Below are 14,118 nucleotides of genomic sequence, written 5' to 3'. Positions count from 1 at the left end.
CAATACGACCTGACAGGATGCCCGCATGATCGACTTCACCTTGAACGGGCGCGCGTGCCGACTGCCCACACCTGCACCGGGAACGAGCGTACTCGAAGTGCTGCGCACCTCACTTGGGCAAGACGGCACCAAGGAAGGCTGTGCCTCCGGCGACTGCGGCGCCTGCACCATTGCCTTGCAGGGGCCGGGCCACAATGTGAGCACCGCCAACGCCTGCCTGATGCCCGCCCACCAGCTGGCCGGCTGTGACTTGATCACCGTCGAGGGTCTGGCGGATGCCAGCCAGGCGCCAACCCTCTCGGCGGTGCAGCAGGCATTGGTCAGCACACACGCCAGCCAATGTGGCTTCTGCACCCCGGGCATCGCCATGAGCCTTGCGGTGCTGCATGCCCGTCATCAGCGCCAGATCGATCAGGGCGAAGTGATCGATGCCCGGCAACGCGACACCATGATCGACCATGCACTGGGCGGCAATCTGTGTCGCTGCACCGGTTATCGCCCGATCCGCGAGGCCGCTCACCGTCTGCTGCAAGGCGAATTCGGGCCAGCCTGCCTGCAGGACGCTGGCGATAGCACAGCGGAAGCGCACGACACCGCCCCTGATGACGAGCGAGACACCGGGCGTTTCTATCGGCCAGTCACCTTGCAGGCCCTGCTGGCGCTGCGCGCCGAGCGCTCGGATGCCACGCTGATCGCCGGTGGCACGGACCTGATGCTGGAGCACACCCAGCGCCTGCGCGACTTCCCGGCCTTGATCGACACCACCCAGGTCGCGGCGCTTGGCAAGATAGAGGAAGGCGAGCACGCCGGTCAGGCAGGCTGGTGGATCGGGGCAGCGGTCAGCTATCACCAGCTGATGCCGCTGCTGCGGGAGCATTACCCGGATGGCGCGGAGCTGCTCACGCGACTGGGCAGTGAACAGATCCGCCATCGTGGCACCCTGGGCGGCAATATCGGCAATGCCTCGCCCATCGGTGACATGCCGCCGCTGCTGATCGCGCTGGACGCCTATATCCAGCTGATGAGCCAGGACAATGAGCGCATTCTGAAGCTCGAGGACTACTTCCTCGACTACAAGCGTACCCAGCTGATGCCGGACGAGATCATCCACTCCGTCTTCCTGCCGCGCCCGCTGCCCAACCAGCGACTGGCGGTGCACAAGCTGTCCAAGCGGCGTGACGATGACATCTCCACCCTGCTCGGCGTCTTCGCCTGGCGACGTGATGCCAGCGGGCGTGCCCAGCACTGGCGGGTGGCCTTCGGCGGCATGGCCGGCGTTCCGGCCCGCGCCCCGCACCTTGAAGCACTGCTGACACTGCAAGCGTTGGAGTCTCTCACGCCCGCCAGGCTGACGGCGCAGACTCGCCAGCAGATCGAACAGGCCGTGCAGGCCGATTTCTCTCCGCTCAGTGACGTGCGCGGCTCACGCGAGTATCGCCTGCTGGCCGCCAGCCATCTGATTCCCCGCGTGGCCCAGCGCATCCTGAATGAGCGTCAGACCACGACTTCCCTCACGCCACTGGAGAGCCTCGATGCGTACCTTGCACAGTCTTGAGTCCGACGCCAGCGCCGCGCCGGCCGCCCCCGTTCTCCAGTCACGTCAGCACGAAAGCGCCCAGCGCCATGTCAGCGGCTCGGCGCGTTATGTGGATGACCTGCCACTGCCCACCGGCACGCTGCATCTGGCCATCGGCATGAGCGAGGTCGCGCACGCCACTCTGGATGCGCTGGATCTCGAAGCGGTGCGCCGTGCCCCCGGCGTGGTCTGCGTGCTCAGCGCCGCCGACATCCCCGGTCACAGCGATGTGGGGCCGGTCTTCCCCGGCGACCCGCTGCTGGTCAGTGACATCATCAGCCATCATGGTCAGGCACTGTTCGTGGTCGCCGCCGACAGCGAGCGCGCGGCACGTCAGGCGGCGCGACTGGCCAAGGTCGCCACCACGCCCCTGCCGGTGTGCCTCGACCCGCGCGAGGCGGCCAACCGCGGTGATCTGGTGCGCCCGACCCACACCCAGGCACGGCTTGCCAATGGTCGCGCCGGCGATCTCGACAGCATCAGCAACAAACTCGCCAAATCCGCCTGGCAATTGAGCGGTGAGCTGGAAAGCGGCGGCCAGGAACACTTCTATCTGGAGAGTCAAGCCGCACTGGCCTTGCCCGGCGAAGATGACGAGATGCTGGTGCACAGCTCCTCCCAGCACCCCAGCGAAGTCCAGAAGCTGATCGCCGAAGTGCTCGGCGTGCCCTTCCACGCCATCACGGTGGAGACCCGCCGCATGGGGGGCGGCTTCGGCGGCAAGGAAACCCAGGCCGCACCGGTGGCCTGTCTGGCCGCGATGATCGCTCGGCGCACGGGCCGCGCGGCACGCCTGCGGCTGGCACGCGCAGATGACATGCGCCTGACCGGCAAGCGCCACCCTTTCCACCACCGCTATGAATTCGGTGTCGATGACAGCGGGCGCATCGAGTCCGCCATCATCGAGCTGACCGGCGACTGCGGCCACTCGCCGGATCTTTCGGATGCCATCGTCGATCGCGCCATGTTCCATGCCGACAATGCCTACTACCTCGGCAATGCCCACGTGCGCGGCATTCGCGCACGCACCAATGTGGCGTCCAATACCGCCTTCCGCGGTTTTGGCGGCCCTCAGGGCATGTTGGCGGTCGAGTCCGCGATGGAGGATATCGCCCGGCGTCTGGGGCGTGACCCGCTGGAGATCCGCAAGCGCAATCTCTACTGCGAGGGCCGTGAGACCACGCACTATGGCCAACACGTCAATCAGCACCCGCTGTTGGCGACCCTGATCGATCAGCTCGAGGACAGTGGCCGCTACTGGGCGCGCCGCGCCGAGATACGCGCCTTCAATGCCGCCAATCCGGTGGTCAGGAAGGGGCTGGCGCTGACACCGGTCAAGTTCGGCATCTCCTTCACCGCCAAGCACCTCAATCAGGCAGGCGCCCTGGTGCATGTCTACACCGATGGCAGCGTGCAGGTGAATCACGGCGGCACCGAGATGGGCCAGGGCCTGCACACCAAGATCACCCAGGTCGCGGCGCGTGAACTGGGGCTGAGCGTGGACAAGGTACGCATCACCGCCACCCGCACCGACAAAGTGCCCAACACCTCGCCGACGGCGGCAAGCTCCGGCGCGGACCTCAACGGCATGGCGACGCGTGATGCCTGCCTGCGCCTCAAGATGCGCCTGCTCGACTTCGCCGCCGAGCATCTCGCCCAGCCACGCGTCAGCCTGAGCCTCACGGATGGCGAGCTGCATGGCCCGAGCGGTGTACTGATGACCTGGGGCGAGCTGATCCAGGCGGCATACCTGGAACGCATCTCACTGTCCGATAAGGGCTTCTATGCCACCCCGGATATCCATTACGATCGCGCCAGCGGCACCGGTCACCCCTTCTACTACTACGCCTTCGGCGCGGCGCTGTGCGAAGTGGTCGTCGATACGCTGAGTGGTGAATACCGCCTGGAAAGCGCCGAGATCCTGCACGATGTCGGTGATTCGCTCAATCCGGCCATCGACATCGGCCAGATCGAGGGCGGCTTCGTGCAGGGAATGGGCTGGCTGACGACGGAGGAGCTCAAGTGGAACGAGGATGGCCGGCTGCTCACCGATGGCCCGGCGACCTACAAGATTCCGGCGATCAGTGACGTGCCGGCTGGCGCGCTCAAGGTGCGCCTGCTGGAGGGACATCCCAACTCGGCCGCCAGCATCTATCGCTCCAAGGCGGTCGGCGAGCCGCCCTTCATGCTCGCCATCAGCGTGTGGGCGGCGTTGCGCGATGCGCTGGCCTCGCTGACCGACTATCGCCGCGCGGTGCGCCTGGATACCCCGGCCACGCCGGAGCGCGTGATGCTGGCGGCGCGCGAACAGCGTGACTGGCAGGAGCAGCACGACACTGCTGGCGCAGAGCCAACGCAGGTGCCGTCATGAATGTCGACAAGAGTGCCGTCATGAATGCAAAGAGTGCCGCGACCGGCCGCTGGTATCAGGCGCTCGCCGAGGCCCAGGCAGCATTGACGGCGCATGCACTGGCCACCGTGGTGACGGTGGCGGGCTCTGCCCCGCGTGGTGCCGGCAGCAAGATGCTGATCACCCCCGATACGCTGCACGACAGCCTCGGCGGCGGTCGGCTGGAGCAGCTGGTGGTGGAGCGCGCTCGCGGGATGCTGGCCCGGGGACAATCTGGCTGCCTGCTCGAGGAGATCGCGCTCGGCCAGCATGCCCAGCAATGCTGTGGCGGCCATGTGCAGGTGCTGATCGAGCTGTACCCGGCACTTGCGCCACGGCTGGCCCTGTTCGGCGCCGGCCATGTCGGGCAGGCGATCGTCACGCTGCTGGCACCGCTGGGCTGGCAGATCGACTGGCGGGACTCACGCCCCGAGCAGCTCACGGCCGCCACGACTCCCGCGGGTTGCGAGGGTCGTGTAGAACGTCAGGCGTTCAATATCCTGACTGACCTGCCGACCGCGAAAGCCGCGCCCGCCAGTGAATCACTGCCCGTGATGGCGGGCAGCCATGTGCTGGTATTGACCCATGACCATGTCGAGGACCAGGCGCTGATCGCCGCGCTCGCACCACGTGATGACCTGGCCTCGCTGGGGCTGATCGGTTCCAGCAGCAAGTGGGCGCGCTTTCGCCAGCGCCTGCGCAGCGATCTCGAGGAGCATCAGATCGCCCGCGTTCGCTGTCCGATTGGCGTGCCCGGCATTCCCGGCAAACGCCCTGAGGAAATCGCGATTGGCGTCGTCGCGGAACTGCTGCAGATCGAGGCGCGGCGCAGTGACGAAGCGGCCGTGAACTCGCCCGACAAGGCCACCGGACATGGCGCGTCTCTCCAAGGCACGTCAGCCCAGGGCACGTCACTGGACAGCCATGGGCTGACGCGTCAGGGTGCCCGCCAGCTGCGCGCCCATTTTGCTCCTGACGCGATGCACCAGACAGAAACGACACAGAAGGCCGAATGATGACTGACCAAGACACGTCGCACACTGCGGCCTGCCACCTGGATGAGCAGCGCCTGACGGCTGCCCTGCGCGCGGCCGCCAAGGACGCTTCCTGCGTCAGCCTACTGCGCGGAGCGCTGCTGCATTTCGTCGCCGACCCTGCAGACGCCATGCTGAGTGAGGCGGTCTCGAGCGATGGCAACGATAAGCAAGATAGCAATCAAGGAAACAGCAACAGCCGAGCCTCTGACATGGCGGCGACCCTGGCACGCGCCGTCGAACACTACACCGATGCGCTGCTGGTGATGCATGCAGGCCATGTGGTCGCCGTGGGGGATCATCGCTCGCTTGTCCGACATGAGGCCGTGGGCGAGCTGATGCGCCTGTCTCCGCCGCGTAACGTCGAAGGCCTGATGATGCCGGGCTTCATCGATACCCATGTGCACTTCCCGCAGCTGGATATCATCGCAAGCTACGGCCACTGCCTGATCGACTGGCTGAATACCTACACCTTCCCCGCCGAGCAGCGTTTCGCCGATGCCTTCCTCGATGCGCTGCTGTGTCATGGCTCGACCAGCGCCCAGGTGTTCGCCACCTCACATGCCACCAGTGCCGATGCCCTGTTCCGGGCTGCCCGGGCGCGCGATATGCGCGTACACGCCGGGCGCGTGATGATGGACCGCAATGCCCCGCCCGCTCTGCTGGACTCCGGGGTCACCGCGCTCAAGGACGATGAGCGCCTGATCGCCGACTGGCACGGGCGTGACCGCCTCGGCTATGTGCTGACGCCGCGCTTCGCGCCGACCTCCACGCCCGAGCAGCTGAAGGCTGCCGGCCAACTGCTCAAGAGCCAGCCGGACCTGCACCTGCAGACCCACCTGGCCGAGAATCTCGATGAGGTGAAGTGGGTCGCCGAGCTGTTCCCCGACGCTCGGGATTATCTGGCGGTCTATGAGGATGTCGGCCTGAGCCATGAGCGCACCACCTTCGCCCACGGTATCCACCTGGACGATGGCATGCGTCAGCGCATCGCGGATCAGGGCGCCAGCATCGCCTTCTGCCCGACCTCCAACCTGTTTCTCGGCAGCGGACTCTTCGATCGCGCCAGTGCCCGCGCCGTGGGCATGAACATCAGCATCGCCACCGATGTCGGCGGTGGCTCCAGCCTGTGTCAGCTGGAGAGCCTCAAGGCCGCCTATCAGATCGGCCAGCTTCACGGCGCTGTCGCCCATGATGTGGCGGGGCTTGAGTCACGCGCCAATCAACCGCTGACACCCTGGCAGGGCTTCTATCAACTGACGCTGGGCAATGCGCGCGCCATGCGTCTGGAAGACAAGGTCGGCAACCTGCGTCCGGGCATGGAAGCCGATGTCATCGTGCTCGACCCCGCCGCCACGCCCTTGCTGGCACGGCGCACTCGCTGGGGTCAGTCCACGCAGGTATCGCTGCAGGAGGTGCTGTTCGCATTGATGATGCTGGGCGACGACCGCGTGATTCGCGAAGTCCATGTGGCGGGCCAGTGCCGCAAGCTGCACGGCCTGATGCTGAGTGCTTCTTCTGGTACGCCATCCAGAGAGCACGCCGCAGCATTAATGCCATGAAAGCATCACAGCGATGACAAGTAATTGACATATGGCACCAATTCCCGGGATTGGTGCCATTTTTTCATCTTAAAGATGCGCGCAACGCGGATACTCAACGCTGAATCCACTCGCTATGATGGCGACATCTTCTTCCAAAAGGTCTATGGACGCTCTGCGACTGGCCTGCCACTACGAGGACCGTCATCATGACTCCCACCGCCATCATGCAACGCCGCTATTCCACCAAGGCCTTCGATCCGGCACGCAAGATCAGCGCCGCCGACTGGCAGGAACTGGAAAACGTGATGCGCCTGAGCGCTTCCAGCGTCAATTCCCAGCCGTGGCACTTCCTGGTGCTGGAATCTGATGATGCCAAGCAGCGCTTCGCTCGCGCCGGTACCGATGACAAGTACGCCTTCAATTCGCCGAAGATCACCAATGCATCTCACGTCGTGCTGTTCTGCACTCGCTCCACCCTGGACGACGACTACCTGAACCACCTGCTGGACACCGAAGCGTCTGATGGCCGCTTCAAGAAGGATGACGAGTTCAGCGCGATGATGGACGGCGCGCGTCGTCTGTTCATCGACCTGCACCGTCATGACCTCAAGGACCTGCAGCACTGGATGGACAAGCAGGTTTACCTCAACTACGGCAGCCTGCTGTATGCGGCCTCCAGCCTCAACATCGATGCGGTGCCGCTGGAAGGCATCGACCCGGTGGCGCTGGATGCGGAATTCGGTCTGCGCGAGAAAGGCTTCAACGCCCTGGTCGCCGTGAGCCTGGGTTACCGCGCCGCTGACGATTTCAATGCCGAGCTGCCCAAGTCCCGTCTTCCGGCAGACGAGATCTTCACTCGCCTGTAAGGCTCGCTCTCAAGGCCGGGCTCTCAAGGCCGAGCTCTCAGCAGCTGGCGCTCAAGAGCGGATTCTGAAGATCTGTTCACAGCAGCTGTCCGCAAGTCATCGACGTGTCCGCCTTGCGGGCCAACGGCGGGCACGGGGGGCAAGTCGCCGCCCGTGCCCGCCGCATTGCATCCCGATGGCGGACATGCCACCTTTTCGAGGCAGGCCAGCGCAGTGCATTCCCGGCGGCGATGTCCGGCTTGCGTGCCTGATTCGTTTCGCCCATCCGTTACGTCCACTTCTTACGCCCACGACAGGATTCATGCCATGTCCATCAAGCTTATCGCGACACTGACCTTCCCCGCCGACCAGCAGGACAAGGCACGCGATGCTCTCGCCGAACTGGTCGAGAAGAGCCAGTCCGACAAGGGCTGCCTGCAGTACGAATTCTTCGCGATCGACAAGAACGTCGCGGAAGGTGAGCCGGTACCGGAAGGCGACTTCGTGGTACTGGAAGAATGGTGGGATGAAGACGCCATCGAAGCCCACGTGGCCACCGAACACTTCCAGGGCTTCCTTAGCACCTTCGGCGAAGGCGAGATCAGCCTCAATATCCAGCGCCTGCTGACGCCCTGAGCCGCTGAGCCGCTGAGCCGCTGGGCGTACCTTCGCTCAGACAAGGCGCCGCGAGAGCAAAGACCGATCCCCGCCGGGCATGACGCCCGGCGGGGATCTTGCGTTTGTGGTACACGGGCTTGGCCTGCTGATCCGCTGGCCTGGCCGCGGGACACGCAACAAGTAATGGAAAAATCGATACGAGCACTGAACTTGGTTCACATCTTGCTTATAATTGGCTGCCCGCGCTGAACACTCCAGTGCCCGACACCATTTTCGCCATTGCACCGCGAGCAGAACAAGGAGCGTCACATGAGCCAATCCTCTTCCGATTCCAAGGGGATCGACGAACCACTGCTCGGCCTCGAAAGCTGCCCGTCGGTCCCCATCTCGGCCCTCGCCGGCGCCCAGCATCTGCTGGCCAGTCTGGCCGGTATCATTGCACCAACATTGATCATCACCAGCGCGCTGGGCCTCGATGCCTACACCGCCAGCCTGCTGTCGATGGCACTGGTGGTCTCCGGGGTCGCCACCTGGATCCAGTCCCAGCGCATCGGCCCGTTCGGCTCAGGGCTGTTGAGCATCCAGGGCACCAGTTTCAGCTTCGTGTCCGCGCTGATCACCGCCGGATTGATCGCTCGTTCGCAGAATGCCAGTGACGAACAGGTACTGGCGGTGCTGTTCGGCACCTGCCTGGCCGGCAGCCTGATCGAGATGGCGCTGGGCACGGTGCTGCCGTGGCTCAAGCGGGTCATCACGCCCGTGGTCACCGGCGTGGTGGTGATGCTGATCGGCCTGAGCCTGATCCAGGTGGGCATGACGGACATCGGCGGCGGCTTCGGCGCCGAGGACTTCGGTGCGCCCGCCAATCTGGCGCTGGCCGGTTGTGTGCTGATCACGGTGCTGGCCTGTCAGGTCTCGCGTCATCCGTGGCTGAGAATCGCCTCCATCTTCATCGGCATGGCCGTCGGCTGCATCATCGCCGCCATCGGTGGCCTCTATGATGCACCGCAGCTGGCCGATGCCGCCCTGCTGGCCCTGCCGCATCCGGCAACCCTGAATACCGGCTTCGATTTCTCGCTGGCCGCCTTCCTGCCGGTGGCCTTCATCTTCATGATCACCGCCATCGAGACAGTCGGTGACCTCACCGGCAGCGCACGCGCCTCGGGTCTCGCCGTGGATGATGAGCTGCACCAGAAGCGTCTGCGTGGCGGCGTGCTGGGCGATGGCCTGAATTCCGCGCTCGGCGCGCTGGCCGGCACCTTCCCCAACACCACCTTCAGCCAGAACACCGGCGTGATCCAGCTGACCGGCATCGCCAGCCGCCATGTGGGCCGCTACGTGGCCGGCTTCCTGCTGCTGCTGGGCCTGTCGCCCTTCATCGCCACCCTGCTGACCCAGATGCCGCGCCCGGTGCTCGGCGCCACCACCACGCTGATGTTCGCGCTGATCGCGGTGTCCGGCATCCGCATCCTGATGGCGCAGCCCATCGGGCGTCGCGAGATGATGATCATCGCGCTGGCCCTGGGGCTGGGACTTGGCGTCGGCATGGTGCCGGATGTGCTGAACGCCATTCCGGGCGCCTTCGCCGATGCGCTGCGCTCGCCGATCACCATGGGCGGCCTGACCGCCATCATCGCCGAGCTGCTGCTGCCGAAGATGGAAGACGCCGAGGTGTTCAATCCCAAGGCGAGTGAGCGTGAATCCACCGACAGCATCAGCGCGGACCAGGAACACGCCTGACCCGCAGGCGCAGCAATGAGACATGAAAGAACCGGCGCATCATTGGCCGGTTTTTTCATGTCGGTCGCCCTCTTGATGCCAATCGCGCTTCTTCAGGTCAGCCGCGCTTCTTCATGCCAATCGCGAGAGCTCGCAAACGTCGCAAGGTTCGCACTTCGGGTGTCGGTCATCCAATCTCCACAGCAATGAGGCAGACTGCATGGGGTTGTTCATGCCGTCTCCACCCTTCAAGCAGTTTTACCATCAACACTCTTGCAATCAGCACTCTTGCAATCAGTACTCTTACAATCAGCACTTATAGATTGGAACGCGCCATTGCGCCTCGGAGCCAGACACAAGGAACGTATCGCTCATGCTGAATACTCGACTCACCTCATCAAACGCGCCGCGCTTGCGCACATCCCCCCGCTCGCGCATGGCGCTGAAGGCCCTGCTGGGGGCTGCATTGCTCAGTACGCTGAGTGCCTGTGCCAGCCAGGCGGGCCATGAATGGCAGGCCGACACCACCTATCACCTGACGGTGCTGCACACAAACGATCACCACGGTCGCTTCTGGCAGAGCAGTGATGGCGAGTACGGCATGTCGGCGCGCAAGACGCTGGTCGACCGCATCCGCGCCGAGGTGGAATCCGCAGGCGGCAGCGTACTGTTGCTGTCGGGTGGCGACATCAACACCGGCGTGCCGGAATCCGATCTCCAGCAGGCCGAACCCGACTTCAAGGGCATGAATCGCATCGGCTACGACGCCATGGCGGTGGGCAACCATGAATTCGACAACCCGCTGGAAGTGCTGCTCAAGCAGCCCGACTGGGCCGACTTCCCGATGCTGGCCGCCAACATCTATGACAAGACCAGCGGCGAGCGCCTGTTCGCGCCCTGGAAGATCTTCGATGAGCATGGCATCCAGATCGCGGTGATCGGCCTGACCACCGAAGACACCGTGCGCATCGGCAACCCCGAATACTTCGGCAATCTCGACTTCCGCGACCCCAAGGAAGAGGCGCGCAAGGCCATCGAGGAGCTCAACGAGCATGAGCAGCCGGACCTGATCTTCGCCGTCACCCACATGGGCCACTATCAGAATGCCGAGCATGGCATCAATGCGCCGGGCGATGTCTCTCTGGCGCGTTATCTGCCCTACGGCGAACTGGACATGATCGTCGGTGGCCACTCCCAGGAGCCGGTCTGCATGGAGGGCGCCAACCGGATGGCGGACTTTGCGCCCGGCGATGATTGCCAGCCGGACCGCCAGAACGGCACCTACATCGTCCAGGCGCATGAATGGGGCAAGTACGTGGGACGCGCCGATTACGAGTTCCGCAATGGCGAGCTGACCATGGTCAACTATCAGCTGATTCCGGTGAATCTCAAGAAGACCGTCGAGGAGAATGGCGAGCGCAGGAAGGTGCTGGTCGCGGAGGAAATTGCCGAGGACAGCGAACTGCGCGAATTCCTGCGCCCCTATCAGGAAAAGGGCCAGGCGCAGCTCAACGTCATGGTCGCGCAGAGCAACGGCAAGCTGGAAGGCGATCGCAACGTGGTGCGCTTTGCCCAGACCAATCTGGGACGCCTGATCGCCACCGCCGCCATGCAGGCCGGCAAGGCCGACTTCGGCGTGATGAACGCAGGTGGCGTGCGCGCCTCGCTTCCCGCGGGCGAGATCACCTACAAGGATGTGCTGACCGTGCTGCCCTTCGGCAATACCGTTGGGGTCGTCAGCATGTCAGGTAGCGAGGTGCTCGAGTATCTCGAGGCGGTGGCCACCCAACCGGTGGACTCCGGCGCCTATGCCCAGTTCGCCGGCATCAGCCTGCGCGTCAATCGCGAGGAAGGCAGCGTCTCCGACGTGATGATTCAGGGCCAGCCATTGGCCATGGACGCCCAGTATCGCTTCACCATCCCAAGCTTCAATGCCGCCGGCGGGGATGGCTACCCGAAGGTCACTGACCTGCCGGGTTATCTGGATACCGGCTTCGTCGATGCCGATGTGCTCAAGGCCTACCTTGCCGAGCAGAGCCCGATCGACGTCGCGCCGTACGCGCCCCAGGGCGAGATCGTCTATCAGTGACGCTTGAGGCTTCTGCTCTAAACATGCACATGACAACGGGACGCCTTGGCGTCCCGTTGTCGTTTCCAGAGCCGGAATATCCTCGCCAGGGCTGCAGTCGGACTATACAAGTGCGGACCGCACAGGTTTGATACGACATGCGCACCACTACAACAAAGACCGTCGAGACCCTGGCCCATGAATCTCAACCGCACCGACAGTGAGCTGCTCAACCTGCTGATCAAGGATGGTCGCATGTCCTACGCCGATATCGCCCGCAAGCTCGGCATTTCGCGTGCCCATGCACGCAGCCGCGTCCAGGCGCTGGTCGAGAGCGGCGTGATCGAACAGTTCACCGCCGTCATCAACCCCGACAAGCTCGGCAAGGGCATCTCCACCTTCGTGGATCTGACCGTCGCCCCCAGTGCCATCGAACGCATCGCCGAGGAGCTTTCCGCCTGCGTCGAGGTGGTCAGCCTCTATATCATGAGCGACCTGAAAAGCCTGCACATCCACACCCTCACCGACAGCTACGAGGCCTTCGATGCCTTCGTGCGCGCGCATATCTTCAATCGCGACGAGATTCTCTCCGTCGACTGCAAGTCGCTGATGACTCGCGTGAAGCACCGGCGTGGCGGTGCGCGGCTATGACGTCTCTGCCACAGTCTCTGTCTCTGTCTCTGTCTCTGTCTCTGTCTCTGTCTCTGTCTCTGTCTCTGTCTCTGTCTCTGACGCCGCAGCCCCAGCCCCGGACGGCGCCGGAGCCGGAGCCGGAGCCGGAGCCGTCATTTCACTCGTCACCTCACATATCACTGCAAGCGTCACTGCAAGCGTCACTACAACCTTGCCAGCCCGCGCAGCAGCCGTAGCGCGATCCACAGAAAGCCCAGCGGGAACAGTACCGTCTGGGTGATGAACAGCATGGTCAGGTCGATCACCTTGTCGGTCATCGCATCAAAGCCCTGGGTAACACTGGTGATCGGCCCACCGACCCAGCCTTCCATGCTGCCCTTGAACTGCTGCCACCAGCTGCGCTCCTCGTGCGCGCCACCTACCTGCTTGTCGGCGACTTCCGCCAGCTGCTGCTGCGTCACGCTCAGCTGCGCCATCTGGGTATCGCGACTGTCATCGAGAAAGGCCTGACCCGCGGCGCCGCTGGCCAGCGCGACACTCAGCACCGCGAAGCGCAGTGCGATGCCCCACAGGGCCACGCGCAGAATGGCCACCTGCCACCAGCGCTGGCGGGGATGCATCCCCTCGCCCGATTGGCGACTACCGGTGAGCAGCCCGAGAGCCGCCAGCAGGCAGGCACCACTGGCGAATGCCTTGATGATCAGCGAGCCGGAAATGCCCAGCAGCAGTTTCTGCAGCGCCAGCGAGCCGGTCGCCGCGAACATCACCCACGAGAAGCGCTCGATCATGTCATTGGCGGGGTCCAGCGCTTCCCCGGGCGAGACCTGAAAGACCTGCAGGTCGATGGTCGAAGACTGCAGTACCGAGATGGTCGCGTTCAGGCCCTTGGCGATGGCGAAGGCACTGAAGGCCTGACCCAGAGTGGCGTCGAGGAAATCCAGCGCCCACTGCTGCGGCATTTCCCACCAGGCAAGCACCGCCATCACCACCAAGATGGCGACCAGCAGGATGCGCGGTACCTGTGCCCCTTCCGGCGTCCCGGGCTTGACGGGCAGGCGCGGCCCGGCAGTCTTCGTCACGGAGGTGGGTACGGCGGCAGGCGAAGACTCCGAGCGGGCGGTAGGCTCTTCAGGCTCATGAGGTGACATCTAACGCTCCATCAGGACAAAGCCGCATGATGCCACCGACCCGTCAGACTGTCGTCTGTGGCGCCTCGCATGAAGACTCGATGTGGGCGAACCGACTCTTATTGACCTGCTCTGATTGACCGACTCTGATTGACCGACTCTGGGCGCCCCTATCCAGGTGCACCATGATCGATCGCACGCACCATCAGGTCGCGAGCATGACAATTGATCATCCCCACCCCACATTCGTGAGCCAGATGTCACCCTCCCCGTCGCTATCGGTGAACAAATGCCGCGACAGACGTCATCTTCTGACATTTGTCAGGCCCTGAACTCTGCCAATCAGCGCTGCCACGGCCTCACTTGGGCAACGCCAGGGGCGCATTCACGCTCCATCAGCGGAAGACAGCGTCTAAAATCACCATGCAATCGATTGAAAATAAAGAATAAATCTCCCTGCGCGACAAATGGCACATGCCTTGCAATGTCTTCCACGTAGCCCACTGACAAATGGCAGCCTCCTGGCTGACAAATGACAGGCAACGCTACTCAAGAACATGCAGAA

Annotated in this window: 10 protein-coding genes; 9 read left to right on the top strand and 1 reads right to left on the bottom strand. The window is 63.9% G+C overall.

Features of this window, described 5'->3' with window-relative positions; genetic code table 11:
* Positions 1 to 25 precede the first annotated feature (25 nt).
* The 9 genes from LCW13_RS08430 (at position 26) to LCW13_RS08390 (ending at position 12,444) form a co-directional block, all read left to right on the top strand.
* The gene (locus LCW13_RS08430; protein WP_225348053.1) at positions 26 to 1,555 is read left to right on the top strand and encodes a xanthine dehydrogenase small subunit; all 1,530 of its coding nucleotides are present in this window, start codon (positions 26 to 28) and stop codon (positions 1,553 to 1,555) included.
* The gene (xdhB, locus tag LCW13_RS08425) at positions 1,533 to 3,947 is read left to right on the top strand and encodes a xanthine dehydrogenase molybdopterin binding subunit (protein WP_153635707.1); all 2,415 of its coding nucleotides are present in this window, start codon (positions 1,533 to 1,535) and stop codon (positions 3,945 to 3,947) included. Before LCW13_RS08430 ends, xdhB begins: the two co-directional genes overlap by 23 nt.
* Positions 3,944 to 4,981 (top strand): xanthine dehydrogenase accessory protein XdhC, encoded by a 1,038-nt coding sequence (gene xdhC, locus LCW13_RS08420; protein WP_225348052.1) that lies wholly within the window; start codon positions 3,944 to 3,946, stop codon positions 4,979 to 4,981. Before xdhB ends, xdhC begins: the two co-directional genes overlap by 4 nt.
* Positions 4,981 to 6,561 carry a guanine deaminase gene (guaD, locus tag LCW13_RS08415; protein WP_225348051.1) on the top strand — a complete coding sequence of 527 codons (1,581 nt, stop codon included), beginning with the start codon at positions 4,981 to 4,983 and terminating at the stop codon, positions 6,559 to 6,561. The genes xdhC and guaD overlap by 1 nt, the downstream gene beginning before the upstream one ends.
* Before the next feature lie 188 nt (positions 6,562 to 6,749).
* Positions 6,750 to 7,409 (top strand): oxygen-insensitive NAD(P)H-dependent nitroreductase NfsB, encoded by a 660-nt coding sequence (locus LCW13_RS08410; RefSeq protein WP_043333519.1) that lies wholly within the window; start codon positions 6,750 to 6,752, stop codon positions 7,407 to 7,409.
* Positions 7,410 to 7,715: 306 nt separating this feature from the next.
* Complete coding sequence (locus LCW13_RS08405; protein ID WP_052384416.1) at positions 7,716 to 8,024, top strand: putative quinol monooxygenase; 309 nt, start codon at positions 7,716 to 7,718, stop codon at positions 8,022 to 8,024.
* Positions 8,025 to 8,315: 291 nt separating this feature from the next.
* Positions 8,316 to 9,746, top strand: a complete 1,431-nt coding sequence (locus tag LCW13_RS08400) for a uracil-xanthine permease family protein (protein ID WP_063124266.1) — start codon at positions 8,316 to 8,318, stop codon at positions 9,744 to 9,746.
* 391 nt (positions 9,747 to 10,137) lie between these two features.
* Entirely contained in the window at positions 10,138 to 11,814 is a 1,677-nt protein-coding gene (gene ushA, locus LCW13_RS08395; RefSeq protein WP_318527685.1) for a bifunctional UDP-sugar hydrolase/5'-nucleotidase UshA, read from the top strand.
* A 177-nt stretch (positions 11,815 to 11,991) separates the two neighbouring features.
* On the top strand, positions 11,992 to 12,444 hold the full coding sequence (locus tag LCW13_RS08390; protein ID WP_043332694.1) for an Lrp/AsnC family transcriptional regulator: 453 nt from the start codon (positions 11,992 to 11,994) through the stop codon (positions 12,442 to 12,444).
* A gap of 185 nt (positions 12,445 to 12,629) precedes the next feature.
* Here LCW13_RS08390 and LCW13_RS08385 read toward each other — a convergent pair whose 3' ends face one another.
* On the bottom strand, positions 12,630 to 13,574 hold the full coding sequence (locus LCW13_RS08385; protein WP_225348050.1) for a hypothetical protein: 945 nt from the start codon (positions 13,572 to 13,574) through the stop codon (positions 12,630 to 12,632).
* Between the last annotated feature and the right edge of the window lie 544 nt (positions 13,575 to 14,118).

The organism is Cobetia amphilecti (assembly GCF_020217465.1).
GTDB classification, from domain to species: Bacteria; Pseudomonadota; Gammaproteobacteria; order Pseudomonadales; family Halomonadaceae; genus Cobetia; species Cobetia amphilecti.
This window is presented reverse-complemented; position numbering and strand designations above follow the sequence as displayed.